The organism is Shewanella sp. SW32 (genome assembly GCF_025653365.1).
Classification (GTDB): Bacteria; Pseudomonadota; Gammaproteobacteria; order Enterobacterales; family Shewanellaceae; genus Shewanella; species Shewanella oncorhynchi.
This window is the reverse complement of the sequence record NZ_JAKKSJ010000028.1, coordinates 43,011-69,577: the sequence shown is the minus strand read 5'-3', so window position 1 is coordinate 69,577 and position 26,567 is coordinate 43,011. Positions and strand designations below refer to the sequence as shown.

Sequence of the window (26,567 nt, the reverse complement as noted above, 5' to 3'; positions counted from 1 at the left end):
ATCTTCAATATCTTCCCAGCCCTCACAGCCTGCGATAACTGCACACAGCGTTAAAAACACCACGTCAAACAAGGGATAAACGACCTTAGATGCTTGCCTTGGGTCTTCTAATTCTGAAAAGTGCTCTGCAAAAATATCGATGTTCATAAACTGGCTCCGCGTAAAAGCCAGTATCTGATCACAACGGAAGATCGCGGTCAATCAGTTATGTTAAAGTGCGCGTTAAATGTTCGTGATCTTGCCCTGGTTCCGAACCATACCTAGGGAAAGTAAATTTATAGAGTGTTCTTCAACATCGAACCCCATTACTTTTACTGGTGATATATTTGCTGGATAGATCTGATCTTTTAGTAAGAGTCCAAATTCCATTTTTGCAAGGTTATATAAGACATCAACAAATTCAGGTTTGATCTCTCCATGGCCTAAAGCTATGCGAATAGCGTGACGCCACCAAAGCGGTCTACCATCCTGATTAACCCATTCAACGACCTTTGCTACTTGTGACATAACGATATCCTATTTCATTAGCTTAAATTTGGTAACGGCAGCAGTCTTTAATGGTTGTTACTTGGTTCAATAAATGTAGGGCTTGTTTCGTCGGTATTTCCTTTGCGCTCAGCCCATTTATTTCCCACTTTTCTTTGCGCGCTTTATGTCTCTGACCAAAACCATTGATTTATTCGGTTTTCGTATTTCGAAGAGATCTATAGCCGCGAATAGATCTACAAGCTTTTTGAAACCATAGTTTCTTTGGTCGAAAGAGCTGTGGTTAGATATATGAGCGCCTATTGGACCGAGTTGCGCCCAACCATTTTCTTCTTCGGTTGCTTCAATCGCTTGACGCAACATATTGAGTAGTTTGGTGTCACTTTTTAAATTACATTTTTGCGGTGTCGCGGTTTTGGGCTGAGCTTGCTCGGTTTTACTAACTGAGTCTGGTGTAGTTGGTGGCGGCTGAGTGACTTCTGATATCACTTCAATTTCTTCTGCGACAACTACAGGTTCTGCGTCGAGGTAGAGGAAGCGAGAGCAGCTATTCACGAAAGCGGCTGGTGCTTTACGTTCTCCGAAACCAAAAACGGTTTTGCCATCTGCTAAGGCTCTTGTTACTAAGGGAGTAAAGTCGCAATCCGAAGATATTAAACAAATAATGTCTATATCTTTAGTGTAAAGAATGTCCATAGCATCAATAACTAAAGCAATATCGCTGGCATTTTTACCTTTGGTAAGATCGAATTGTTGAATAGGTTGAATGGCATATTCATGCAGAATATCTTCCCATGGCTTTAGATTCGGGCTTTTCCAGTTACCATAAGCCTTTCGAATACTGATTAATCCGTGTTTTGCAAGCTCAGCGAGTACTACATCAAACTTCTTGGCTGGCGCGTTATCTGCATCAATGAACACCGCAATTTTTTCTTTATTCTGCATTTTAACTCCAACGAATGTGGTTATGCTTTACCCGTTTTTAAGGATGAGAAGTAGTACCCGCAGATGGAGCCAATTATTGCACTTGAAAAAGCAAGAAGTTCGGTGAAGTACTTGTTTTCAAATAGGGCGGCTAGGCTGATGATTGTGAGTAAGACCATCACTAGCATGATTGCTAAGATTGGCGCAGTCCTCTTATTAATTCGTTCAGTTAGAGGTTCGGCTTTTCCAATTCCACCGCAAGAACCACATATTAGTCCAAATTGATTTCTTCTTCGCCAAATAGGTAATTCGTTTAGTTTTGCGCAGCGTTCACATGAACTGTTATTGATTCCATTGGAACAAGTTCCTGTTCCTGAACAATGTTTACAATCATAAAGATTGACCATGACATCTTGCATTTATGTTCCTTCATAAATTTGGGGGTATTAGGGACAGGTCTGTGATGGTGGCTTTGTCTTAGGATTGAAGCACGCTACCGCCCATGGCACTTGCTACCAGACAGCACATAGATAATAAATTTTAATAAAAACAATAATAAAGCTATCAGTCTGTGGTTTGTAAAACCTTAAACTGAATCACAATTAGTTCAGAGGGAGAGCATCTTTAAGGAGAGGTATAGAAAGCTTTTCCTTGCCTTGTTCGCTTTTCTAGAGCGGATCTTCCCTGACTCATTTGTATATCGCCATATTTTATTAGCGAGATTTTCGCTAACACCAGACTAGCGTTGATTGATTAAGTAATTGCTTAAGTGTTGTTTATCAATCAAAAATTTAAACTAGCGTACAGCATATGGTGAATCGCAACAATAGTGAGTTGTTGCCCAGTAAACCAAAGACGGAATATGCATCTTTTTATCAAATAGCACGCAACACCAAAGCGATAGACGTTAATTTAACGAGCCATCCATTGTTAAATTTGCAGAGTGTATGCTTGTAAAAAAGGCATACAGATAACTGGATAGTTGGTTGGATTAAGCATTGGCATGTAAGTGACCGTTGACGGCATGGCCGCTCTTTCACATCCATGCGATCGCGGCATTTGCACTTCCGTATGCAGCAGATGCCGTCGTCGAGGCCTCATGGATACTCCTTGTGAAATAAAAGGGGTAGCGTGTCACTGGAATGACAGTGCTTAATCATCAGCTTCTGCTGTTAAGCCGCAAACGAGCAGCAAAAGAATTTAACGAGCCATCCATTGTTAAATTTGCAGAGTGTATGCTTATAAAAAGGCATACAGATAACTGGAGAGTTGGTTGAATTAAGCATTGGCATGTAAGTGACCGTTGACGGCATGGCCGCTCTTTCACATCCATGAAAATTTAATGGGCCACCCATTGTTAAATTTTAAAAAAGGGATGGTGGGTATAATTCTGTTTGCTTTGCATGACTCGCAAGCAACACCAAATATAAAAGAGATACACCTTCCCCTGCGAAGTTGTCGAAATACGCAGATAAAAATGCCGTGGCGACATCATGGATGATGGCGCAGGCTCGGGGGGACAGGGATGTCCCATCTGAGCCGTTAGGCAATTTTTATTGGAGTATGAGACCAGTAACTAATGCATGTAACTTCGCTAGGGGCGTCTTGGAGAATCCAAGGAGGATAGGAGGAGCAGTCCTCCTTGGTCGGGTGTGGGGTGAAGCCCCACGATCTTGATTTACTTTGGCTGTTAAGCCGCAAATGAGCAGCAAAAGAGTTTGCCGACCTTTGATAAGATCGAAAGCGAGGACTGACACATTTCTTTCTGAGTTATTTGCAAGAAAAATATAGGTGTCTTTGAGTATTCCAAGCTTCTATCACTTGGCCGTAGGGTTATATAAAAATGGCAGTCTTACGTGTGATAGATTGGAGACTATCCTAATGATAAATTGGTTGAATACTAATATATTGGCAGACATTTAAGCTGAACAAAAATAGTGGGTTAAGCTCTTATTCTCAATTACAATGCACTATTTTTATTCGCTAAATGCGGCATTAAACGAGCAGGAAACCCAGTATGAATATCCCAATGATTACCGTGCTTCAGAGTGCTATTACCGAAGCGCTAGAGAGTATACCAACCGCTGAGGCGGAGCAGATTTATGCATTGTCTTTCTATATCAACAACGAATATGACGATCCCCGTCTACCTACGCTGACAGTCGGCTATAACACAGTCGACGAGTGGCATGCTTCGATTCCAAAGGCTTCTAGCTCTGACGAAGCAAAATGGAACTATGCCTTCTGGCTTCAAAACGAACTCCTCGTCTTTGGGGATTCTGACTCTCAGACTGCGGATATCTTAGCTCGCTGGGTGGCCGATCTCGGTCTCGGGTACAGTGATGCGGAGGAAGATGTCGATTTTGAGCGCTGCCTTGAGCTTGGTCAGGAGATAACCGAGCAATTTGTTGCCGCAGTATGCGTTGTCGCTTCTACACTCCATTCCAACTTAACTGTTAGTCGCGTTTTCGGTCGTTCTGTACCCATCATAGTTCACGAGCTCGAGTACTATAACGAGATCGCAGATCAGACAGAGGCCTGTAACCCTCCCAGACTCGCCGAAGAGTTCGTTGCTTGGGTGCGCTCAATCTAACGTTGGTTATCAGTTATAGGTGGTAAGGATATAAGGCAGATTGGTTGGCGGTTTCAATAAGTCTAATCACATAGCTTAATCACATAGCTTAATCACATAAGAAAAAGGATGCATCGATGAACGATGAGCAATACGAGAAGGGGCTTGAGGTGCGCCGTGCTGTGATGGGCAATAGTTATGTGGATAAGGCGCTCAATAGTGCGACGGATTTTACGCAACCGCTGCAAGATTTAGTTACGGCCAATTGCTGGGGTGAGGTTTGGGTACGTGATGCCATCTCAAGGCAAACGCGCAGTTTGATTACCATAGCGACGCTGGCGGCATTAAAGGCGCCGACTGAGTTAAAGGGCCATGTGCGGGGCGCGCTAAACAATGGCTGCTCGGTTGAAGAGATCCAAGAAGTCTTACTGCATTGCACCGTTTACTGCGGTATGCCTGCGGGGATTGAAGCTTTTCGAGCGGCGAAAGAGGCGATTGAGGAGTGGCAGGCGCAACACAGTTAGCTCACTTGGTATTAATCATTTTGAACGTCAATGGCTGTGAGGTTTAGTGGTTTTAACATTCGCTAGGGGATCTGAGTTACGCGGATTCCCCTAGCGCATGATGGCTACAAACTTGAACAGTCTGCGCTTATTTTTGCAGTTGGGCTTTTGCGGCTTCTACTTTTGAGAAATCCAAACCGAGTTCAAGCACGGCTTCTTTGATCAAGGCTGGTTTCTGCATCACTAGCCCCAGCAGTTGTTGTAATTTTTCGGCTGGGATACCTAATTGACCGAGCGTGCCCATCGCCATTAATGGATTTTCGGTTAATGTTTGAAACAGTTCTTGGATTTTAGCGTCACTGACGTTGTGTTCTTTTAAGATGGCAATAATGGGATTCATTGCATTACCTTGTTGATATGAAAGTTAAACAGGTGCCGATTTTATCACAGTTCTGCCAGAGTGGTTGCCTCACACATGGGTATCCGTTGGATGTTGCCACGCTTTGCCTATGCCATTAAGCGCATTAGATTTTATCCCCAATAAGCTTTACTCTGGTGACGTATTCCCTAAAATCAGCCGATAAAACCTGAGCGACTGTCGTGCATCGTGAGCCGTTGCATTGGATATTGTGGCTTTAGATATTATTGCCTTAGATATCATGGCGCAATGCGATTGGGTAATCGCTGGCTTTTATCATCCCTTAAAAATAGAAAGGAACTGTGGTTATGCTTGATGTTGTCGCGAACCAAGACAAAAGTATTGTGGTTAAACAGTTACGATACGGGCGTGATAATGAGGTGCTAGTCGTCGATGAGTGGCAACTGCATCCTGCTGAACACTGGGCGATTTTCGCGACCGACAGCTATTGTGGTTCCTTGCTCGGGCGAATATTAACGGGTGATATTCTGCCCGATGAAGGGACGATTGCTGGCCTGCCGCAACGTATCGGCTGGGTGTCACTTGGACTGCAGCAAGCGTTGCTGGAGCGCGAGTTAGAAAAAGACGAGTTGGATTACGGTTCGAGTGTCGAATCCTTAGTATTGGAATGCTGCCAAGATGCCAAGCAACTCCCAGCATTATTACAAAAGGTTGGGCTTGAGCCTCTGCGTCGGCGCGGTTTTCGGCAATTATCCACGGGCGAAACGCGCAGAGTCATGCTGGCACGTGCACTGGCAATGTTACCGCAATTGCTGATTTTAGATGACCCTTATGCAGGGCTCGATGCTGAACATCAGGCGAGCTTATCTGAGCTGCTGAGTGAAGTGGCTGAGCATAGCCAGTTGCTGATCATCACCTCACGCCAAGAAGAATTGCCGCCGTGCATCAGCCATGTGGCGTTGTTTAATGGCGAGATGCTCAAATCTGGGCAGAGTGTGCACAAACTCAGCCCGTCGATGTCGATTGAGCAATGGCACAATCATCCTGTGATGGCGCAGTTGAATGCGTTATCCGCCCAACGTAGCGATGAACTCTTGGCCTTAATGGAGCGGCAAAGGCACAACGCCGAGGCGTTTGATCCTCTGGTCGAGATTAAAAATGGCAAAGTGGAATATGTCAGTGGGCTGATTTTCAGCGGCGTGAATTGGCGCATCGAGGCGGGGCAACATTGGCAAGTTCGTGGCCCAAATGGCTGCGGTAAAAGTACTTTGCTGGGGCTGATTTTAGGCGACCATCCTCAATGCTATAGCAATGACATCACGCTCTTTGGCCGCCCTCGCGGAAGCGGCGAGAGTATTTGGCAGATTAAACAACGGATTGGCATAGTATCGGCGGCGCTACACTTGCAATATCGCGTCAGTTGCTCGGCATTAGATGTGCTGCTTTCGGGCTTTTTTGACTCTATTGGCTTGTACCAGAAACCCACTAAACCTCAGCTAGATTTGGCGAAGGAATGGTTGGCTATTTTGCACATGACAGGGCTGGCGAGCACCAGCTTTAAGAAGCTCGATTATGGTCAGCAGCGGTTATTACTAATAGGTCGCGCCTTGATTAAACAGCCACTGTTGCTGATTTTAGATGAGCCGTATCAGGGCTTAGATTTTATCAATCGCACCTTAGTGATGCGGGCGCTGGAGATGATAGCCGAGCATCATCTGAGCCAATTGCTGTACGTGTCGCACCATAGGGAAGATGCCTTACCTGCGATTAAAAACTTTGTTGATTTCATCAAGCAAGATGACGGCTATTCGGTACAGGTGAACTACTGTGAGTCTGAGGATTTAACCCGTTTAAATCAGTAAATGCCAACTATCACAGCAGCTTAACGGCTGCTTACTTGTTTGCAGAGTTTGTCATTATCCCTCGGCACTCCAACGCAGGTTAAAATTGACTTTACAGGGCGCTAGCCATTGAGTGTGTTAGTCACGCTCAATGGCAATATACCTGTGGCGCGAAAGATTTTCGTATTCCAGTGAAAACTGAGATGCACCACATATCGATAATGAGGGTATCGCCCTAGTGTTTAATCCCCCATTCGTCAGACAGCAGTTCTGTTAATTAGTCATGCTTGATATAGGTAACTGTGAGCCGTCTTACAGTTTTGAATGTCGTTGGCGCGAATAATAGTTTCTGGCCTAGGCCAGAAACTCGTGACAGTTTTATGGTTCCTCCACCGAACTTATTCATCAAGTCAGTTATCACGCTTGAGAATCCAGAACGATGGACTCCCTTAGCTAGATGAGCCTTAGATGAGCTTTAGTTGAGCCCTAGATGAGCCTGAGTGTCGTGCGCTGTAAACAAGATGTGCACTAAAACCTAAAACACGATTTCAAGACATATAAGACGACTTAAAGATAAAACATTTATGCCAAGACCCAAAAAATGCCGTCAATTATCGAGCTGTGTGCCCTGTAGCCTATTTAAGCCTAATGGGATCCCTGCGGTTAAATTAACTCATATTCAATTAGAGGCCGATGAGTTTGAGGCCCTCGAACTGGGTGACGTTAAAAGATTAAGCCAGATCGAAGCCGCGGCCTTGATGGGGATCTCTCGGCAAACCTTTGGATACCTTCTCGCCAATGCCCGTAAAAAGGTGGCGACGGCTATCACTCAAGGTCAAGCCTTGAGGCTGCCAACCCAAACAGACAAGGATTTATCATGATTATTGCCATGCCGATGAGCCGCGAACGCCTCGCCAGTCACTTTACGAAAGCCCTACAAATTGGCTTTTATAATGAACAGTTTCAGCTGATTAAGCTGGTCGATAACCCGGCAATTGAAGGTGACTGTCGTGCTAAAAAAGCCTTATTAGAGCTGATTATTCAACAAGGAACCGACATTGTACTTGTGCAGAATATCGGTGAGCGCATGTTAGGAAAGTTGCTTGATGCGGGTATTAGTGTGAGCAAAGGTAGTGCCAGCCAAACAGTGGCGACTTTGCTGGCACAAACAGCGGATCTTAATCTTAGGTTGACGGATGCATCCCAAGGTCGCGCTTCACTCAAACATGCAGCCAAGGGCGGATGTTGTCATTCAACAGGTGACGGCTGCGGTTGCAGTGGTAAAGCGAAAGCAGCACCTGGTTCAACACGTCTTATAAGCACGCCAGCAGTACAGGTTAAGCTCGATAAGTCAGTGCATTACGCTGGGTTTAGACCCTTGGTAAACAAATAATATCATCGTTTAATTTGGATTATTCCGTCACAGTTAAAGCGTAGGGGCGGGCAAGCGCCCCTCGAATATCCGCTAATGAAAACACCTTGGAAAACCGTCCAAAGGTTTTGCCATAAAACACACATTCCACCACAGGCAAGGCAAATACATTGCGGTTCGCCGCTATCTCACCTTGGGCTTGGCAATCAATATAGGCCATCCGCATCAGCGGGAACTCTTGCACTAACAGCTCAGCAATTCTCGGTTTGAGCGTTTGGCACACACCGCAGTCCGGCGCGCCAAATAACAACAGCACCGCCGCATGCTCAGTTAACATGGACTCCAGTATCTCAGGTGAATCAATGTGCGTGATGATATCAGTGCGCATGCGTTGCCATTTGGAAGTTGTTATGGGTATGAATTCATGGGCTAGTTTGCGTATTTCTAGGGTTAAAGCCAGCCCATTTTTACCACGCTACTACCGATAAATTGACCAAGTTAGAATAAGCCAAGTATGAGAAGCCCTATACTGGCAGCAATCACTCCGATTTGCTGTATGCCTGTCAGGCTATCTCGCCATTGTTTTAGATTATTTATCATTTCACTACTAGTGACCTGCTACCTGCTACCTGCTCAGGCTTAAGGTTACCCGCGTGACTTTACATATGTCGCATCGCTAACTGCACCACTGACGCTCGCAGGGAATGCCATCACCGTTACCATCCATTTGAGTATTGGGGCAATGTTGGATGTAGAAAGTCGCCTCAGCACAGGAACTCATGTGGCTGCAATGGGTTTTACCCGCTTCACATTGGAAACTTGGTGTTGCCGTTGCTTGTGTTCGCGCTTTAGTTTCATACATGGGCATTGGCTGAGTGTCTTCATTCGTGAGGACTGGTACTTCATCGATTGCAGGAGCTTCGTTGAATTCTTGGTATTGTTTAAAGCCAAAGATAACTATGGCCACGATGATTAGCAGCGGGATTATCGTATTAAAGGACGATTTTCGTGAGTTATGTTGATGCGCTTTGTTTTTGTTATCGAAGTTGAAGTTTTCATTGCGTGATTGGATATGAGAGTGGGAGCGTGTTGTTGCACTCGCTGCAACGACTGCGACGCCTTCAATCGAGGCGATAACCGCTTTTCTTTTGCCGTCATTTTGCACTTCCGTTTGAAACAGAATGCTGTCGCCCACTATGGGTTTTCTCGCCATCTTTTTCAGCACTGAAATGTGAATAAACACATCTTGGGCTGCGTTTTTTTCAGGCTGAATAAAGCCAAATCCCTTTTCATCGTTCCAGCGTACCAGCACGCCTCTATCCATGAGCATTTTCTATGTCCTTAATTTAACCGCTTAATATTTTTAGTTATTGAATATCAATACTTACTTGAGTCGTTCAGATTTATCTTTTTTAAGGAGCAAACCGTACTTAGGTTGACGAGTCAGCGATTCAATGTTGGCAGCTAAGTTACTCAAGCAAAGGAAGTTTTGCAATTTTTTATCTTGAATTTGCTTATGTGTGACTCATTCGCATTGAGTGTATGGCGGTGGGGAAATGTGAGCACTTAGCAGAAACGGTTGGCATTTTGGTAAATTCAATACAAACAATAGATTGCATTAATAATAAACAAAGTGATCAAAAAATGTGCATGAAAACTTGCAATTTTACTGTGTGCTACATAGTATTTGCTGTGTGGCGCACAGTGTGTGTGACACAGTGTTAAGGACAGGAATTCGACAATGACAAGTTCACAGCTAGTCAAAATGCGACTCGAGTTGCGCCGTGGGGTATTAGTGTTGGCGGTACTGGGATTATTAAAACAAGCCCACTACGGTTATTCGCTCCGCAAACAGTTGCAGGAAGGTGGTATTGATATTGACGAAGGGACTCTGTATCCCTTAGTGCGCCGCCTAGCCGATCAAGGATTGTTGGATAGTGAGTGGCGACAGGCCGAAGGGCGTGAGCGTCGTTATTACCAATTGTCGTCATTGGGCGCTGAGTTGCTCAGTCAACTGACCGATGAATGGCAGCAACTTAATGGCGCCTTGGCTTTTTTACTGGAGCAAAGCGCTGACACTAATGGCTCAGATATGAAAAGCTCAGACGAGAGTGCAGAGGAGATTTGATATGGAATTAGTCGATCGCTATATCGCCGCGGTGCAGCGAGAATTGCCCGAGAACAAACGTCAGGAAATAGGCCGTGAATTAAAAGCCAATATCTGCGACCAATTGGATGCCCTATCTGAACAAGGCGAATTGACTGAAGCGCAAATTGTCGCAGTATTAAAGCAAATGGGTCATCCCTGTAAGGTCGCGCAGCAATTTGTTCCGGCAGTGCCTATTATTGCCTCTGAGGATATTCCGCTTTTTAAACATACACTTTTCACTGTGCTTGGGGTCTTGTTTGTGCTGCAGGTGGTGGGCGGCACGACTCAATGGTTGGGCTCTGCAGAGGGGGATCTATTAGGATTTATCCACCATATTGCCAAAGGTTTTATCGGCGATGCCTGTCTTGCCTTTACCGCTATCCTGTTGGCCTTTTGGAGTTTCTCGGCTCAGGGGAAACCCCTATCTGGCAGCAATTGCCAAAAATGGCAGCCGCAGAATTTGCCTAAGGTTGGGCCCGGTTGGCAGCATATTAGTTTAAGCGATGTGTTTACCGATCTGGCGACATATCTTTTTCTCTTACTTGTGATTTGGTGTTCTGTGTGGATGAGTAGCGAGCAATTAGCCGCGCGGACTGTGATTTTCAGCGCCAGTGCTCAGCAATTGTTGCAATGGTTTAGCCCTATTATTTTGCTGTCTATGGGGAATAGTCTCTGGCAACTACGCCGCCGAGTGTGGACTACTGAATTGTTACTGGCGAATATGGGGATCAATCTTGCTTATGCCTTGTTCTTAGTCTTTCTGGCCTTTAGTTCGCCACTATTACAAAGCCAAGCACAAAACCAAGGAGCTGAATTAAATGGGGAATTTACGTTATTACAGTTAGAACATTGGCTAAGTTATACTCTAGTGATTGCCGCTATGTTCCCTGGCTATGAGGTGATTCGCGATGGGTTGCGTTGGCGTAAACTCGCAAGCAAATAAGTAAGGTTTAGCCTAGGTTTTGTAGGTGAGTTTTATTCACTTTTTCATCGAATACATGGCCTGTTCAGTATGATTGAACAGGCTTTTTACATTAGTGCCATCTTCTGTGGAGAAAAGTAAGCCACGACTTTTACCGTCGATGCAGATTTATTCTGGGGTATCGCCATTATTCATTTCATTATTAAGCGATTTTTGGGCCTGTTGTTTGTAGGTGTCAAATATGCCTTCTTGTTTCATCTGTTTTAGCTCCCGAGCAAGATTAACGGCGAGTGCCGCGTGACGTTTATTTAAGTAACCATAGCTGGTGAGTTCTTCTAGGGTGGCAATCGCGATTATTTTGCTGCCTTGAAACTCAGGCGTTTGTAATAGATCCAATGAGCTTGCCTCCGTATCAATATAGATATCGATTCGGTCGCGGAGCATTTTACGAAAGGAGCTCGCAGGGGATGAAGATTCAGTCAGACGCTCCTTAGGAATGAGTCCCTTTAGCTTTTGTTCTGCGAGGAACACGCCTCGATAGTATTCGATCTTGTATCGACTCTTTTGCAGCGCTTGCCAGTTAGGTATTTTGATTTCGGGATTGTGCGCGAAGGCTATTAAATGGGTATCGATAACCGGTTCTTCAATTCGAATGAGGTTGGTAAACTTTTCGCCATAATGAGATACACGCCCAGGCTCGCCATCCACTTTACCTGAGTCCGCCATCATACTGGCACGGGCTGCGGGAGCCACTTGATAGGAGAAGTCATATCCTAAGCGTTCAAAGGCTTGGGCGTAAATCAGTTCAGCCCATTTAAAGTAGAAGTTATGTTTGGGATCCTCATAAAACGCCATCGTAATGATAGGTTTATCAGCAATCATCGCTGTGGTTTCTGCTGTTGATTTACTGGTTGCATGAACCGAGACACAAAAGAAAAGGCCTACCCACACACTCCAAATGTGCATATTGCTCCATCGTTGCATAGCGTGTCTCTCAAAGTGTTGAGTTATTTAGAGTATAGCTAGCCTGATAAATGGGTTCATTTTTATTCAAGCAAGATTATTTCATTACCATGATTTCGCACTAACACACGGTTGAAATGTGATCTGCTGGCGGACATTTTGTCCTTTTGGGTTTAAAAATGTGCGATACGGCACATAGAAATGATATTTGCCTGTATTTTGCTGGTTTTTTATTCATCAGAGTTTGAGCTTGATCGGTTTTTTGCTTGTAAATAAGGCGTTAAATCCCTGCCGTCTATCACCTGTAGTAGGAAAGAAAGGATGAAATCGGGACTGGGATTATCAGGAATGCGGTTATCAAAGCTTTGGTTATCAATGACGTGGTTATTACCTCTTTGTTGTTTATCGAGTGCCGTAGTGGCAGAGGCTGCAACGGACAATATTGAACGCCTAGAGGTGCGCGGCAGGCAAATTAACACCTTAGGCCATAGCACTTCGGCATCTGAGGGAATAGTCGGCGCGGCAGAAATCGAGAGTCGCCCCCTATTACGAACCGGCGAAATCCTCGAATTTGTTCCTGGGATGATAGTCACTCAGCACAGTGGTTCGGGTAAGGCGAATCAGTATTTCTTACGCGGCTTTAATTTGGATCATGGCACAGACTTTAATACTCGAGTCGATGGTATGCCTGTGAATATGCGAACCCATGGGCATGGTCAGGGTTATACGGATCTTAACTTTTTGATCCCTGAACTTATAGGCGAGATCCATTATGCCAAAGGCGCTTATTATCCTGAGGTGGCCGATTTTTCTGGCGCGGGTGCAGCCCAATTACTGCTGGCAGATCAACTCCCCCATAACCAAGTTGGGGTGACGTTGGGTGAATATGGCTACCAGCGACTCGTGGCGACTCAGGAGCTAAATACTGACATGGGTCGTTTTATTTGGGGTGGTGAGGCACAAACCTATGATGGCCCGTGGACGGATATTGATGAGGATGTGAGTAAGATCAGTGTCGTCGGGCGTTATTTAACTCGGCTCGGCGAGGGTGACTTGAGCGTCACTATGATGGCCTACGACAACAGCTGGAATTCGGCGGATCAGATCCCCGCCCGTGCGGTGGATTCTGGATTAATTGATTTTTATGGATCTTTAGATAAAGACGTCGGCGGTGAATCTAACCGTTATAGCGTTTCAGCTAATTACGATGCGGGTGATTGGCAGGGAAATGTCTACGCCATTCGCTCGACTATGAATTTATTCTCTAATTTTACCTATTTTTTAAACGATCCCATCAATGGTGATGAGTTTGAACAAGTCGATGAACGCACGATTTGGGGCGGTGATCTTAAGCGTGATTGGCAGACTTCACTTGGTGGCACTCAACTGAATTACAGTGTGGGCGGCGATGTGCGTTATGACGATATTGGCGCAGTGGGTTTGTATAACACTCAGGCGCGACAACGGCTGAATACGGTAAGGCTTGATGAAGTGCAAGAGTTATCGAGTGGCATCTTTGGCAAAGTTGAGTGGCTGCCAGCTGAGCAATGGCGTTTTAATCTTGGGCTGCGTTACGATTATTTTGATGTGCAGGTCGACAGTGATAATCCGCTTAACAGTGGCGATGCGTCCGATGGTATGTTCAGCCTCAAAGCCGGCGCTTCTTATTTGTGGAGCGATAATCTTGAGTTATATGTTAATGCAGGCCAAGGGCTACATTCGAACGATGCCCGCGGTGCAACGATCAAGGTTGACCCTGTGAGTGGCGATGAGGTCGAAAAAGTCGATCTGCTCGTGCGCTCAAATGGCGGCGAATTTGGGGTGAAATACTATGACAGGGACTTTATTAATTTCTCTGCTGCGATCTGGTATCTGCAACTAGATTCAGAATTAGTATTTGTGGGCGATGCGGGTAACACTGAGCCGAGTCGTGCATCTGAACGTTATGGTGCTGAATTAACGGCTTATTATTGGCTGAATGAGGCAATCAGTATCGATATGGAATTAGCGTGGACTAACGCTAGATTTACTGAAAATGAATTTGAAGAGGGCAAGTATATCGATGGCGCGGTTCCCTTTGTTGCCAGTGCGGGCATCACCTATCGACCCGACGGCGATGGCCTGTATTCGAGTGTACGCGTGCGGCACCTTGGCGAGCGGGTGCTCGACAGCTTTAATGACCACAAGGCTGATGCGACCACATTAGTTAACCTCGCATTAGGATACGAGTTCCGCCGCTTCGATACTAAGCTTGAGCTGCTCAATGTGTTTGATAGTAAAGATCACGACATAGATTATTTTTATGCTTCTCGTTTGCCCGGCGAAGCAGCCGAAGGGGTTGAAGATCAGCATTATCATCCTGTTGAGCCACGAATGGTGAGAGTCAGCGTGAGTTATCATTTTTAGTGATATTCATCTGTTAAGGCGATATCGAAGGTTATTACGTATGTCGCCGAGCAAAAATGTATCTCAATTAAGCGTCCAGATAGTTGGGCGCTTTTGTTTTTCAGCGGCACTCATTTAAGCGCTAATTTAAGCACTAATCTAAGCCCAAATCGCTTCAAACTATGTGGCTGCAATAATTTACTATTCCCGCGCTGACGATGAAGGCTAGAATGAACCCTAGTGGATTTGAGTTTTCCCAGTGTTAAAACTGATGTTATAGGTAATAGCCGCGAGCGATGAGTACAGCAACACCCATTGAAAACATTAACTATTGGCGCCATCCTAGCTTATCAGGCATAGAACTGAGTCAGGCGGAATTCACTCATTTCAGCTTTGATAAACATGTGCATCTGGATTACCACTTAGGCGTAGTCACTCAAGGTGCGCAGCAGTTTGTGAATAAGGGCTGCAGTTATCAGCTTGGTCAGCATAGTTTATCGACCTTAAATCCCGACGAAACCCACGATGGTCAGAGCCGCGATGCCGACGGTTATCGGGTGAAAGTGATGTCGATCCCTGTGGAATACATGAATGAAGTCAGCCAAGAACTGGGTTTGAAGGAGCACTTTTTCAGCGCGCCTATGGTGGATGACCCTACGCTTTATCAATATTTTATTCAGCTACACGAGCTATTAATTCAAGGCCAATGCAGTGCGCTTGCGGGTGAGTCCCACTTACTGAATTTTATTCATCTGCTGCTGGAGCGTTACCCAAGCGGTATTTCATCTTGCCTATCTAAGCCGAGTGAACAACTCGGGTTATCTAAGTTGCAGGTGAGCTTAGTGAAACAGCGAATTCACGATGAGCCTTGGCATAATACTCAACTTGAAACCTTAGCTAATGAAGTGAATTTAAGTAAGTTTCAGTTTTTGCGGCAATTTAAACAGGCAACAGGGATGACTCCCCATGCGTACCTTAAACGGGTGCGCTTAGAGTTGGCGAAAAAATCCTTAAGTCATGGCGCTTTAGTGGCGGATGTGGCGCAGCAGTTCGGATTTTTCGATCAAAGTCATTTAAACAAAGCTTTTAAGCAGGCATTCCTATTATCGCCAGTGCAATTTCAGCGGCGTATGCTCTAATTTCCCCCCGTCTTTCGACGCCGCTGGTTTTTAAAAAACACTGAATAGTGCAATTTATTACAATTCAGCGCTGCGACAAATTGCCATACTGGCTGCCTCAGTTATCGTTATTAACTTTTTTTGCGGAGCCGCATATCTATGGATTTATCTTTATTACTCACCTTGGCTGTAATCCATGCCGTTGCTTTAATCAGTCCCGGACCCGATTTTGCCATTATGGTGAAGATTGCGACTCAGCAGTCCAGAAGCACTGCGGTTGCCGCCGCTGTGGGGATTTCAATAGCCATTTTAGCTCATACGATTTTGAGTCTGACCGGTGTGAGTCTACTCATTAAGAGTTCGCACACCCTGTATCTCTTAGTGCAAATTGTGGGCGCTTCTTACCTCGCTTGGATGGGGTTTGGTGCCCTGCGAGCCGGTCTTGCGATACTCGCTAAACGTAAAATGAGTGCCAGAGTCCATGCAGGGACAAATGATGATGCTGTCATTAGTGCTGGTGACGTTGAAGGCGTGGCGTCTGTTGCTGGTGGCTTAGGTGGCGCTATGTCACGCAGGCAAGGTTTTTTGACTGGGCTTTATACTAATCTATTGAATCCGAAAGCATTAGTATTTTTCTTAACCCTGTTTTCGGCCTTGATTACCCCAAGTGTTACAACGAGCACTAAAATCGCTTCCGCTATTTTGTTGTTGTCTTTGTCATTGGCATGGTTTGGCTTTTTAGCGGTAATGTTGTCAAAGGCGCAGGTGCAACTTAAATTGCAGCGACTAACACCGGTTATCGATGTGGTTATTGGTGTCATCTTTATGTCGGTAGCCTTGGCGATTTACTCAAACCTATTGTTAACCGCTTAGTCTGGCGCAGTGTAAATCACCTTAGGTTTTAGTCTGAGGCACTTATGGTATTCTTGGCCTTTAGTCTCAGCAGAGACATTTGGAGTAAGGGATAAATATGCCATTCGCCTCACGACTCAAGGGAAGCAAATTAGCTGTTTTCAGCCAAGTTACACTAATGAATATCGCGTTTTCTGCGGCGTTAATATTCAGCGTTATGGGTTTAAGCATCAATGCAAACGCCGCTGATGAAGCCATGCCACAGGAATATATCCCTCTGGTGCAGGGGCTTATCGACGCCGCCAAGGCCAATGATCTTGAGGTGATTGCTAAGCGTGTGGCTTACCCGCTTAAACGTGAATATCCTATCCCCGCGATTCAAAATACGCAGGAAATGATCGCACGTTTCGATCAGGTTTTTGATCCTAAGCTGCTTGAGCAGATCGCCCATTCTAAGATTGAAGCCGATTGGCAGACAATGGGCTGGCGCGGCATTATGCTCGGTAGCGGTGTTGTGTGGCTGGATTTTGATGGCAAGATCATTGCCATTAACTATCAAACACCGGTAGAGGCAAAACTGAAAGCAGAGTTTATTGCTAAGCAACAAACGGTATTACATCCGAGTGTGAGTGAGTTTGTCAGCCCAGCGTTATCTTGGGAGACCGCCAAGTTTACCATTCGTGTCGATGATATGGGGAACAGCCAATACCGCTATGCCGCATGGGCAAAGGGTAAGGCATTGAGTGAAAAGCCAGATTTAGTGCTGAATAAAGGCAAACTCGTTTTTGATGGCAGTGGAGGGAATCATTCATACCAATTTCGCAGCGGCCCATACCAGTATTATTGTTATGTCACCGTCTTAGGCGGCAGCGATAGTCCTCTAGGCGAGCTAGTGGTGTTTAAGAATGACCAAGAAATACTGACACAAGCTGTCATTAAAGCAGACTAGTCTCATTTCCCTATCCCTATGAGTGAGATTTAAAGCCGCGACCCTATGGTGATGGTCGCTGCTTTAATAATCCTAACGATTTCCTTTAGCTAGAAGCTATTGCCCCAAAGTGTGTTTCGTAGTTTGAATGCTTTAATCAAAATCAAAGTCGTGGGGCTTCACCCCACACCCGACCAAGGAGGACTGCTCGTCCTATCAAAAACGTCCATGTTAAATAGCCAGCTCGATATCCATATCTCGCGCTCAAAGCGGCCGTAGGCCTTCGCCCTTGGATGCGCTTTACATCCATGTAAATCCCTCCAGTTCGGCAGTCCCTGCCTCTCGCTCATAAGCGCGAAAATCACCGATTTTCATTCGCCCCTGCACCTGCGAAAGCTAGTCGGTCATCCATGACCGAACTCACGCACTCTTTATTAAATCAAGAGCTCTATTCGCCCTGCGGCAACTCCGAGTGGAGGTGTATTCCTTGGAGTTTTGAGTCGTTAGATAGCGATTGATCAGCAAAAAATAAGCGCGAAAAATGAGAAAGCTAAAACGATATCAAGTGATTACCCATCAAACTGTATAAAAAACCGCTACCGCAAAAAAGCAAATTCCTATAGCATCATTTATACCCATTTACATGGATGTGGCAGTGGCCATATTTGAGATTTAGTCAACAAGCGATTTATGCCCTGCAAACAGCGCAGCGCATAAATACTAAGACGTTAACTGCTACCTAGAATTGAGATTATGCGCGTAAAACTAAAAAAGATAGCCGACAATTTGAGCGATGAAGAACATTCATCTATCGCGGATGAAATACGCCAAGGAAAAATCGATGGTATATCTCTATCATACTTAGGTGGTGCTTTTGGTCCTACATGGTCTGCGGGTAACGATTACAGTTTAGATTTCCTGAAACACTATTCGGGCATTAGAGCTTTAGAGATTTTTCTTCCTGCGCTAACAAGTATTGATGCTATTGCTGAGCATGTAAACGAAATAGAGTTTTTGAGTCTGGGAGAGCTTAATAAAAAAACTGTATCTTTAAGGCCTCTATCAGATCTGAATAAGTTAAATTCTCTGAGTTTGGTCAAAAATAAGAAAGATATCGATTCTATAGCTACGCTCACTAGCCTTAGAGACCTAACCCTTTCAGGGTATCAAGAAAAACAAATAGAGCATGTTGCCAGTCTGAGTAATTTAGAAAGTTTATATTTGGGTTTCGGCACATTTGAAGACCTAAATGCTATTAAAGGATTATCTAAGTTAACAAGCCTAGAAATACTTTGGGTAAAGAAATTACACGACCTAAGTGCCCTGGAAAACCTGACATCTCTTGAGATATTGCATTTAAGTACTCTAAAGCAAGTTACATCCATTCCAGATGTTTCCAATCTAAAGCACCTTAAGAGCTTGGTCATGGATACCATGAATGGACTTTCCTCTTTGTCAGGTATTAAAGGCAGCTCAATTAACGAATTGGCTGTAATTAATTCGAAGATAGATCCTGTATTGTTTTCTGAGCTAAATAATAGTTTGCCAGTGCTGCAGCGACTTGTACTTGGTCTCGGAACTAAAGGGAAAACAAATGAAGCATCTAGTTTCTTTGATAGTTCCGTTATATGCGACACATTTAATGATTTAAAATACAGTACAGCCAGAGGCTATAGAATTGAGTTCTGCAGTTAACAAGGCGCTGCTGTCGGACAAATTTTCCGCTGCGCTCCGCAGAGCGCGGCGTTAGGCATACACAATGAGCCGTAGATACCTTAATCTTCAAGAAGCCGAGTCGGCGCTTAAGCGAGGGAAAGCAGTTGAGTGCTTTTTTGGTGGCTGTGAACGGGATGGCCGTGCTGGTATTCAGTGGCTAAGCGTTCTAGGTCCCAAATCCGAAATAGATGTTTCAGTTTACGAAACTGCTGATTTGGGTGATGAATCATTCCTTAATATTTATGAGTTTGGTCCACTAGATCCAGACCTAGAGCTAGAGGATGCCAATGAGGTCAAATCATTCACTTCATTTGGCCAAGCGATAGAGTTTATTGAGCAACGATTCGCAGGATCATCTGAAAGGTTATTGAACGAGTTTATGATTCAGGATGAATATGCCGACTATATTTCGAGGGGCCGGAAGTAGAAATGCCTAACAATCGCAGGCACAGCGACGGCCTTTTCGTTGCAGCTCCGCCTTCACTACAAAACCGCGCGTGCTGCGGGCGTTAACTTTATGGAAGAACTATGCACCCTCAAGCACCGCTTCAATTTTGCTATCAGGCCCTTACAAAAAAGGCGGTAAGCTATTATCGCTGGTGGGTTATCGGCACTATATTACTTGTTCTTGCTGCATTCGTTGGTGTTACAGCTTTTGAAATGGCTGAGTGGTTATTATTTTTAACCTTTGTCCTTGCAGGGATGGTAATGACTATCACAACGCTAAGGCTTTTCTTAGTGAAACTCTTTGAAGAGAATGCTGATGCGATTAATCTGTTCTCTAGTTATTTTCCGTCTCTGCTAGGCACCCGTAGATTGGAGTTAGCTTGTAAGATAACAAATTCAGTTTATTACGGAGTGTTTTATCTTTGTTGTTATTTCTTGTTGGCAGCTATTTTTTTGTTCCCGCTGTCTTTAGTTGTAGAGTATGCAAAAAGTTAACAAGGCAAGTCAGCATCGCACCTTCGGTGCTGGACTCGCTAACGCTCGCCGCTTGCGGTGTTATGTTCTCAGGGAGAGGTTGTGAATTTGGAGCACTTTTTACGAGCCGTGTTTATTGCTGTAACAATATGTTTTGTTCCAATTATGCTGTTTTACTGGAGTAATGAATCTGACTTAATAACAATGGATTTTAAATACTTCTATGGATCAATACGTTTTGTTTTAGTGTTCTATTTTATATTCTCAATTATTGGATGGATGTTAATTGGCTTTCCTGTGCATTGGGTGGCAGTAAAGTTCTTTAATCAGAATAAATGGTGTTATTTTTTAGGGATTCTAGCTTTCGGTATTCTGATTTCATTACCTTCTATGAAAATTGAATTGTTTTTGTTTTATGCAGGTATTTCGGGATTACAAGCAATCTTATTTTTGTGGTGGTTAGCAAGAGAACATAATAAGTTGCTTAAACGGACGTAAAACAGTTGGCTTGCGTTTGTAAGGTGATAACCCATAGAGATTTTAATCCGAACTCCACGAATTAGAGTAAAAAAACTAGCTCACTTTTGTACAAATGTGAGTTATAACATTCTGTGGAAATGACTATTCACGTAGCATTATTCAGTCGGTTTTAATTCGCGAAATAAAAAGAGCATTAAGGATGAACTTAATGCTCTTTTTTATGGATAAATGCCTGCTCAAACTGTGTTGCGGTAATGGGTTTACCGTAGAGGTAGCCTTGGCCTAAGTCGCATTCTTCGTGACGAATAAAGGCATCTTGTTCTAGGGTTTCTACGCCTTCGGCGATCACTTCCAAGTCTAGTTTCTTACCAATGGCAATAATTGCCTTTGTTAACTCTCTATTTTGTTCGTTTTCTTCGAGTTTACTAATAAAGCAGCGATCGATTTTTAAGGTGTCGAAAGAGTATTTTTGTAGATAACTTAAGGATGAGTAGCCTGTGCCAAAATCATCTAGGGAGATGCGGATACCGAGTTCTTGTAGTTTTTGGATAGCATTGTGGGCAATGTGTTCATCCTGCATCAGCATGCCTTCGGTAATTTCAAGTTCTAAGGCGGTCGGTGGCAATTGATAGAGGGTGAGTAAGTCGGCTATGTGTTCGCTAAAGCGGGGATTGCGCATTTGCAAAGGGGAAATATTGATGGCGATTTTAAACTCTTGGCCTACCTCGCGACACCATTTTGCCGCCTGAGACAGTGCGGTATGCAATACAAAATTGCCAATATCGATAATCTGGCCATTACGTTCAGCTAAGGCGATGAATCTGTCTGGGGCGACATTGCCAAGGATGGGATTATGCCAGCGCAGCAGGGCTTCAGCACCAATCACTTGCTTCGTCTTTAAGTTAATAAAGGGTTGGTAATGCAGGCTTAACTCGTTCTTGTTCAGTGCATCGACCAAGTGGGATTCCAGTTGATAGCGTAGGTTTAAAGCGGCTTGCGTATCTTGATTAAAGAAGCTGTGAGTTGAGCCATCAGCCTTGCTGATCGTCATGGCCGCTCCGGCTTTTTGCAGCAGGATGGCGGCATCGATACCATCCATAGGCGCTTGTGCTATGCCCATGCTCGAGGGAATTGTGATTACAAAATCAGCCACACCAAAGGGGGTATTACAGCAGTTAAGCACTTTATTGATGAGTTTATTGGTTTCGTTATTCGAAGGTTTGTGGGCTTGAATAATCACAAATTCGGCGCCAGCGATGCGGGCGATAAAGGTGTTTTCATCGGTATAGTGCTGTAAACGTTGGCTGAGAATAGTGAGAATTTTATCGCCAATCAGGTAACCATAACTGTCGTTGATGGATTTGAAATTACGCAGCCCCAGATAGAGTACTGAAATCTTTTCTTTGCGATTCACTTTTTCGAGCATGATCGACAGACTATTAATCAAATTGATGCGGTTGGGTAATCCCGTGAGCGGATCGTAGCTTTTATGGTATTCCAGTGAGGTTTCGGTGGAGGTGCGGTTTTCGATTTCTTTGATGAGCTTGCCGCTAAGTTCGGCGAGTTCATAGGTGCGTTGTTGCACTTTTTGCTCTAACTCTTGGTTGTGCAGTTGCAGCTTTGCCTGTTGATAGAGGGTGACGAGGTTGGCTTCGATACCATTTTGAAAACGAGCGAGTAAGCTGCGAAACGATTGGCTGTAATTATGCTCTTTATTATCGAGCATGCAGATAGTGCCAAAGGCGCTGTTATCGGGCCAGCGTAAAGGTAAGCCACAGTAGGCAATCATGCCGAGTTTTATATCAGGATTTTTATCCCAGTCTTTATCTTTTAGGGCATTCGGAATGTGAAGTTCCTTGCCTCCTTTTATCACTGTCTCGCAGTAAAGTCCGTGGCCTAAACTGTCTTTGTCGTGTTTTTTATAGGGATTCCCCTGAGTGCGGCTCGAGGTAAACACTTCTATATCGGTTTGATGGACACGCATGATTAAAGCCGCGGGAGTGTCGACCAATTCAGAGAGCAAATCTAAGGTTTGTTGCCAGTTATCAACCATTTCTTGGGGAACAACGATTTTGTCTGTGTCGATAGCAATGTCGGCGAATAAACGATCTTTTTGAGACTGATTAATGGCGAAATTGTATGGCATGAATGCTCAGTCCTAGAGGCGCGATATTATTTATAAACTATAGTCTTTTTACTCATGTTGTGAGTTTTTTGAATAAATTTAGTTGTATTGCGATGTAAATTTTGTGTTAACGTCGGCGCAATTGCGTTTCTTAAGTTTTAGATAAGAATTCAGCGCTACCCTAACGCAAGATATTCTAGTCATTGGATTTATGAGTGAGTAACTATTTGAAAGGTAATGTTAGGATGACATTTATCGATTTTGCCAAAGGGCATCTAATCGCGCCACTTTTAGTGTTTGCGGTGATCATCTTTGGGCTTGAATGGACTCACGCTGATATGAAAGTGGCGACCTTGTTATTTCATTGGCAGGGTGGTGTCGACTCTTGGCCATTAAGAGGCCATTGGCTGACCGAAAATGTATTGCACGTTGCTGGGCGTAACTTTGTTATCTTGCTGGCGGTGAGCGTTGTAGTCGGCATTGCCTTTAGTTTTCGAAGTGACAGGGTTAAGCCGTACCGTAAAGGGTTGATTTATCTATTTTGTAGCGTATTGGCGAGTGTTTTGCTGGTACGTATTGGCAAGAGCGTTACCCATATGACCTGCCCGTGGGATGTGATTGAGTTTGGCGGCCGTATGCTGCATTCCTCCCTGTTTGCCCGTTTACCTGAAGGCGCTGAATTTGGTCAATGTTTCCCTGGCGGCCATGCTAGCGGTGGGTTTGCTTGGGTTGCCTTGTATTACGTCTTGCGTGAGTATCGTCCGCATTTAGCTAAGTTTGGTTTGATTTTCGGGGTGAGTTTAGGCCTAGTGTTCGGTATCGGCCAAGAGTTACGCGGTGCCCATTTCTTGAGCCATGACTTATGGAGTTTAGCTATTGCATGGACGTCGGCGAGTCTACTTTACTATAGTTTTTTCCTGCGTCCATCAGGGTTTAAAAAAGCTAAATTTGCCGATGTTAGCCAAAGAGTCAATGTTAAATCCACTGCTGGATTAACACAAAAATAGCGGACTGTGAAACTGACATAACCTATGTGATTAACCTAAACACTGAGTCCAATTGGGCTCAGTGTTTTTTTATGGCTTAGAATCTGAATTCGAAGCGCATATCAGGTCTGCGTAGGCGAGATCTTTCATCTAACAGTTGGTTCTTCTCATTGAGTAGGCTGTTTTTCTGTTTCAATAAGTCGGCCTTATCGGTGAGATTATTGATCTTGCCATCAAGACTGCTTATCTCTCTATCGATGGCATTTAAGCGATCGGCTATTTCAGATAAGCGTTTGTTAGTCAGATATTGTTGATGGCCTTGATTATAACGTTCAACGAAGGCGTTATTGCTGCAAACCCCATAATAGCTTTCTCCCGCTAAGCCCACGCGGTAGCCATTTTCGGGAAGACAGTAACTGGCTAACCCTTGCTGGTATCCTTGTTTCCATTGTCCGGTATCGACGCTGAGATTAAATTCTCGGCAATCTTTTTGATATTGATTCAATTGCCCTGCGCTCGTCCCACGGTTGCCATCGGCCATTCCTAGGGCAAACCAATCACTATTGGCGCATTCTTCAATCGATAAGCTGCTGCATTGAGTGAGTGATAGGACCGAAAGGGCGAGGAAAAGGCTAGGATAATGCATGGACAAGTTCTCTATATGCTGTGGCGTTTAGGATAAAGGCTCTTATGGGGGAGATCTAGTTTTATATACCGCCGTTTATACTGTCATAGATGCGTTTTGTTGGGCAGAATCCATCACAGTTTAGCGGATGAATGCATGATAACAGGCTGATATTGTGTTAGTTTGCGATTAACACTTTAATGTCTGCTTTGGTGCTCGCTATGATTTCACTTATTTCATCTGCGTATTCAGCTTCATTACCGGCAGTTAAGTCGGCTCATCAATCCAGTGAGATGGCTGAGCCAAGTGGACTGAAATCCTTTACCTATGGTGCATTGGGCTTGGCGGCTCCCAAAGCTGAGCCCAGTTCCGATGTGGCTGCGATGAGCAAAACTGAGGCGCCTACTCCCGATACAGTCCCTAATGACACTAACGATTCGAACGATACTTATTACAGCGCTGGCCAAATATTGAAAGCGGCGGCGACCGTGGGAAGTGTGATTGCCTTATTTGTGTGAGTTAAGTTTCTGCAAAATGTTAGCTAGGATATCTATTTGAGCGGTCTTGGATTTACATGTTCGCTACAGCATATTGGCTGTGGTTTTACCTCTTGCTTTATATCGGTTGGCGGAAAAGAATATTCTTTTAGTTAAAGTGGTATTTTCAGTCTCTTTCTTTGCCAAAGCGCTGAGTAAATCTGGTATTGTGTTTAACACGCAAGTGCATTAGTTTTTACTTAAAATTCGTTTAACAATCCTAAACTATATTCATCAAACTTCCGCTGGAGACCGCTTTTGTATGAAGATTTGCCCGCAGTATTCCATATCATGCCTAAGTAAGGTATAAGGGCGCTATGAAAACTCCGAAACGAATCCAACCCCTGGTTGATGAAGGACTGGTCGATGAGGTCATTAGCCAGTTAATGAGCGGTAAAGAAGCGACTGTGTACGTTGTACGCAGTGGTGATGATATCCGCTGTGCCAAAGTCTATAAAGAAGCGGACAAGCGCAGTTTTAAGCAAGCTGTGTTATATCAAGAAGGCCGAAAAGTCCGTAACAGTCGTCGTGCGCGTGCGATGGAAAAAGGGTCTAAATTTGGCCGCGATCAGCAGGAAGAAGCTTGGCAAAATGCTGAAGTTGAAGCACTTTACCGTTTAGCGAATGCGGGTGTGCGGGTGCCAACGCCTTACGGTTGTTTCGATGGCGTGTTGCTGATGGAGTTAGTGACGGATGCCGAGGGCAATGTCGCGCCGAGATTAAACGATGTTAGTATGTCGGCAGAAAAAGCCTTGAAGGATCATGCGTTGGTGATGACCTATGTCAAACGTATGCTCTGTGCTGGGTTAGTGCACGGTGACTTGTCTGAGTTTAACGTGTTAGTTGACAGTGAAGGGCCAGTGATTATCGATTTGCCTCAGGCCGTCGATGCCGCGGCGAATAACCATGCTAAATGGATGTTAGCGCGTGATGTGAATAACATGACTCAATACTATGGTTTGTATGCTCCTGAGCTGTTAAAAACACAATACGCCAAAGAAATTTGGGCCTTGTTTGAAGCGGGTGAATTGAAGCCTGAAACGCCATTAACCGGTGAGTTTACCGAAGTGCTGGTCGAAGCCGATGTTAGTGCGGTCTTGGAAGAAATCCAAGCAGCCTTTGAAGAGGCACAAGAGCGTAAACAAAGGATCCAAGAGGCAAACGAAGAAGACTATTAATCGTCAGTCATTGTTTTCGCCCATAAAAAAGACGCTCAAAGTAGCGTCTTTTTTATGCTAAAAATTAAGTGTCACTATTATTTTTGTTTTTGATTTTATTACTTATTTTATTATTGTTATTTAATTTTTGGCGTTAGCCAATCCTTGGCTTAATCCCCGATGGAAGCTGGGGCCATCCTTATTGCTACAAACAAGCTAGCAATCATCGAACAGTGTAATAAAAGGACAAGAGCTGAGAGAGAAATATGTTCATGACTTGGGGGGGCACAATTCACATATTTAATCTTTGGGGAAGATAACTCCCTCAATCCTTGCCGAAACCTTGGTCACTCTTCAGTCAATCTATGTAATACCAATCACGGCCTTCCTTGGCGCACTACACTCATTGCAGTGCTGGATCATCATTGATCCTGTGAATAAAATGACAAGGCCAGAGAGAGAAATATGTTCATGACTTGGGGGAGCACAATTCACATATTTGATCTTGGGGGAGATAACTCCCTCCCTAGTCTTGCCGAAACTTTTGCATTGTCCCTATCCGTTTGTTGCTGTTAATACTATTTCCCAATCTTCGCTGGGTTCATCAATTTGGACGACAAGGCCGGA

The 26,567-nt window shown here is 44.5% G+C and carries 28 protein-coding genes; 18 read left to right on the top strand and 10 right to left on the bottom strand.

Translation table 11 applies throughout. From position 1 onward, the window contains the following. From L5M28_RS16880 to L5M28_RS16865, 4 genes are all read right to left on the bottom strand, one after another. The coding region (locus L5M28_RS16880) for a transposase family protein (protein ID WP_263198011.1) at positions 1 to 147 on the bottom strand (147 nt) is incomplete at its 3' end. Between the two features lie 75 nt (positions 148 to 222). Beyond that, a complete protein-coding gene (locus L5M28_RS16875) occupies positions 223 to 507 on the bottom strand; it encodes an ATPase (RefSeq protein WP_263204011.1) in 285 nt (94 codons plus the stop codon). Positions 508 to 624: 117 nt separating this feature from the next. Next, entirely contained in the window at positions 625 to 1,431 is an 807-nt protein-coding gene (locus L5M28_RS16870; protein ID WP_263204009.1) for an NYN domain-containing protein, read from the bottom strand. A 20-nt stretch (positions 1,432 to 1,451) separates the two neighbouring features. After that, positions 1,452 to 1,829, bottom strand: a complete 378-nt coding sequence (locus L5M28_RS16865) for a molecular chaperone DnaJ (RefSeq protein ID WP_263204007.1) — start codon at positions 1,827 to 1,829, stop codon at positions 1,452 to 1,454. A gap of 1,610 nt (positions 1,830 to 3,439) precedes the next feature. Between L5M28_RS16865 and L5M28_RS16860 the strand changes: the two genes are divergently transcribed. Both L5M28_RS16860 and L5M28_RS16855 read left to right on the top strand, forming a co-directional pair. Then, a complete protein-coding gene (locus tag L5M28_RS16860; RefSeq protein ID WP_263204004.1) occupies positions 3,440 to 4,003 on the top strand; it encodes a hypothetical protein in 564 nt (187 codons plus the stop codon). A gap of 116 nt (positions 4,004 to 4,119) precedes the next feature. Further along, positions 4,120 to 4,506, top strand: coding sequence for a carboxymuconolactone decarboxylase family protein (locus L5M28_RS16855; RefSeq protein WP_263204002.1), 387 nt, complete (start codon positions 4,120 to 4,122; stop codon positions 4,504 to 4,506). Positions 4,507 to 4,633: 127 nt separating this feature from the next. Here L5M28_RS16855 and L5M28_RS16850 read toward each other — a convergent pair whose 3' ends face one another. Then, the gene (locus L5M28_RS16850; protein WP_006083102.1) at positions 4,634 to 4,885 is read right to left on the bottom strand and encodes a DUF2999 family protein; all 252 of its coding nucleotides are present in this window, start codon (positions 4,883 to 4,885) and stop codon (positions 4,634 to 4,636) included. Positions 4,886 to 5,211: 326 nt separating this feature from the next. Between L5M28_RS16850 and L5M28_RS16845 the strand changes: the two genes are divergently transcribed. From L5M28_RS16845 to L5M28_RS16835, 3 genes are all read left to right on the top strand, one after another. Beyond that, positions 5,212 to 6,726, top strand: coding sequence for an ATP-binding cassette domain-containing protein (locus tag L5M28_RS16845; protein ID WP_263204001.1), 1,515 nt, complete (start codon positions 5,212 to 5,214; stop codon positions 6,724 to 6,726). 563 nt (positions 6,727 to 7,289) lie between these two features. Further along, a complete protein-coding gene (locus L5M28_RS16840; protein ID WP_012088215.1) occupies positions 7,290 to 7,586 on the top strand; it encodes a DUF134 domain-containing protein in 297 nt (98 codons plus the stop codon). Then, a complete protein-coding gene (locus L5M28_RS16835) occupies positions 7,583 to 8,098 on the top strand; it encodes a NifB/NifX family molybdenum-iron cluster-binding protein (RefSeq protein ID WP_263203999.1) in 516 nt (171 codons plus the stop codon). The genes L5M28_RS16840 and L5M28_RS16835 overlap by 4 nt, the downstream gene beginning before the upstream one ends. 19 nt (positions 8,099 to 8,117) lie before the next feature. Here L5M28_RS16835 and L5M28_RS16830 read toward each other — a convergent pair whose 3' ends face one another. Together L5M28_RS16830 and L5M28_RS16825 are read right to left on the bottom strand one after the other, a co-directional pair. Next, entirely contained in the window at positions 8,118 to 8,465 is a 348-nt protein-coding gene (locus tag L5M28_RS16830) for a thioredoxin family protein (protein ID WP_263203997.1), read from the bottom strand. 288 nt (positions 8,466 to 8,753) lie between these two features. After that, positions 8,754 to 9,407 (bottom strand): excalibur calcium-binding domain-containing protein, encoded by a 654-nt coding sequence (locus tag L5M28_RS16825; protein ID WP_263203995.1) that lies wholly within the window; start codon positions 9,405 to 9,407, stop codon positions 8,754 to 8,756. A 411-nt stretch (positions 9,408 to 9,818) separates the two neighbouring features. On the opposite strand from L5M28_RS16825, the gene L5M28_RS16820 reads away from it, so the two are divergent. After that, positions 9,819 to 10,205 carry a PadR family transcriptional regulator gene (locus L5M28_RS16820; protein WP_105251375.1) on the top strand — a complete coding sequence of 129 codons (387 nt, stop codon included), beginning with the start codon at positions 9,819 to 9,821 and terminating at the stop codon, positions 10,203 to 10,205. A gap of 1 nt (position 10,206) precedes the next feature. Beyond that, positions 10,207 to 11,169: a hypothetical protein gene (locus L5M28_RS16815; protein WP_263203992.1), complete on the top strand. Its 963-nt coding sequence runs from the start codon at positions 10,207 to 10,209 to the stop codon at positions 11,167 to 11,169. 147 nt (positions 11,170 to 11,316) lie between these two features. On the opposite strand, the gene L5M28_RS16810 is transcribed toward L5M28_RS16815, so the two are convergent. Continuing rightward, on the bottom strand, positions 11,317 to 12,132 hold the full coding sequence (locus L5M28_RS16810) for a hypothetical protein (RefSeq protein ID WP_263203990.1): 816 nt from the start codon (positions 12,130 to 12,132) through the stop codon (positions 11,317 to 11,319). A 327-nt stretch (positions 12,133 to 12,459) separates the two neighbouring features. On the opposite strand from L5M28_RS16810, the gene L5M28_RS16805 reads away from it, so the two are divergent. The 8 genes from L5M28_RS16805 (at position 12,460) to L5M28_RS16770 (ending at position 20,529) form a co-directional block, all read left to right on the top strand. Next, positions 12,460 to 14,517 carry a TonB-dependent receptor gene (locus L5M28_RS16805; protein ID WP_411569182.1) on the top strand — a complete coding sequence of 686 codons (2,058 nt, stop codon included), beginning with the start codon at positions 12,460 to 12,462 and terminating at the stop codon, positions 14,515 to 14,517. 275 nt (positions 14,518 to 14,792) lie between these two features. Then, the gene (locus L5M28_RS16800) at positions 14,793 to 15,635 is read left to right on the top strand and encodes an AraC family transcriptional regulator (RefSeq protein WP_263203987.1); all 843 of its coding nucleotides are present in this window, start codon (positions 14,793 to 14,795) and stop codon (positions 15,633 to 15,635) included. A 138-nt stretch (positions 15,636 to 15,773) separates the two neighbouring features. Further along, positions 15,774 to 16,487, top strand: a complete 714-nt coding sequence (locus tag L5M28_RS16795) for a LysE family translocator (protein ID WP_263203986.1) — start codon at positions 15,774 to 15,776, stop codon at positions 16,485 to 16,487. Positions 16,488 to 16,584: 97 nt separating this feature from the next. After that, complete coding sequence (locus L5M28_RS16790) at positions 16,585 to 17,415, top strand: hypothetical protein (RefSeq protein WP_263203985.1); 831 nt, start codon at positions 16,585 to 16,587, stop codon at positions 17,413 to 17,415. Positions 17,416 to 18,147: 732 nt separating this feature from the next. Beyond that, complete coding sequence (locus L5M28_RS16785; protein WP_263198414.1) at positions 18,148 to 19,089, top strand: hypothetical protein; 942 nt, start codon at positions 18,148 to 18,150, stop codon at positions 19,087 to 19,089. Between the two features lie 64 nt (positions 19,090 to 19,153). Further along, entirely contained in the window at positions 19,154 to 19,537 is a 384-nt protein-coding gene (locus tag L5M28_RS16780; protein WP_263198412.1) for a hypothetical protein, read from the top strand. A 101-nt stretch (positions 19,538 to 19,638) separates the two neighbouring features. Continuing rightward, positions 19,639 to 20,052, top strand: a complete 414-nt coding sequence (locus L5M28_RS16775) for a hypothetical protein (protein WP_263198409.1) — start codon at positions 19,639 to 19,641, stop codon at positions 20,050 to 20,052. 81 nt (positions 20,053 to 20,133) lie between these two features. Further along, positions 20,134 to 20,529, top strand: coding sequence for a hypothetical protein (locus L5M28_RS16770; RefSeq protein ID WP_263198408.1), 396 nt, complete (start codon positions 20,134 to 20,136; stop codon positions 20,527 to 20,529). A gap of 187 nt (positions 20,530 to 20,716) precedes the next feature. Here L5M28_RS16770 and L5M28_RS16765 read toward each other — a convergent pair whose 3' ends face one another. Next, on the bottom strand, positions 20,717 to 22,657 hold the full coding sequence (locus L5M28_RS16765) for a GGDEF domain-containing protein (RefSeq protein WP_263198406.1): 1,941 nt from the start codon (positions 22,655 to 22,657) through the stop codon (positions 20,717 to 20,719). A 224-nt stretch (positions 22,658 to 22,881) separates the two neighbouring features. Between L5M28_RS16765 and L5M28_RS16760 the strand changes: the two genes are divergently transcribed. Then, positions 22,882 to 23,643: a phosphatase PAP2 family protein gene (locus tag L5M28_RS16760; protein WP_263198403.1), complete on the top strand. Its 762-nt coding sequence runs from the start codon at positions 22,882 to 22,884 to the stop codon at positions 23,641 to 23,643. A gap of 76 nt (positions 23,644 to 23,719) precedes the next feature. Here the strand turns inward: L5M28_RS16760 and L5M28_RS16755 are convergent, their stop codons facing one another. After that, positions 23,720 to 24,268 carry a DUF2799 domain-containing protein gene (locus L5M28_RS16755; protein ID WP_115335541.1) on the bottom strand — a complete coding sequence of 183 codons (549 nt, stop codon included), beginning with the start codon at positions 24,266 to 24,268 and terminating at the stop codon, positions 23,720 to 23,722. A 179-nt stretch (positions 24,269 to 24,447) separates the two neighbouring features. On the opposite strand from L5M28_RS16755, the gene L5M28_RS16750 reads away from it, so the two are divergent. Both L5M28_RS16750 and L5M28_RS16745 read left to right on the top strand, forming a co-directional pair. Continuing rightward, positions 24,448 to 24,765: a hypothetical protein gene (locus tag L5M28_RS16750; protein WP_317629898.1), complete on the top strand. Its 318-nt coding sequence runs from the start codon at positions 24,448 to 24,450 to the stop codon at positions 24,763 to 24,765. A gap of 335 nt (positions 24,766 to 25,100) precedes the next feature. Beyond that, positions 25,101 to 25,961, top strand: coding sequence for a PA4780 family RIO1-like protein kinase (locus tag L5M28_RS16745; RefSeq protein ID WP_028759534.1), 861 nt, complete (start codon positions 25,101 to 25,103; stop codon positions 25,959 to 25,961). The last annotated feature ends 606 nt before the right edge of the window (positions 25,962 to 26,567 follow it).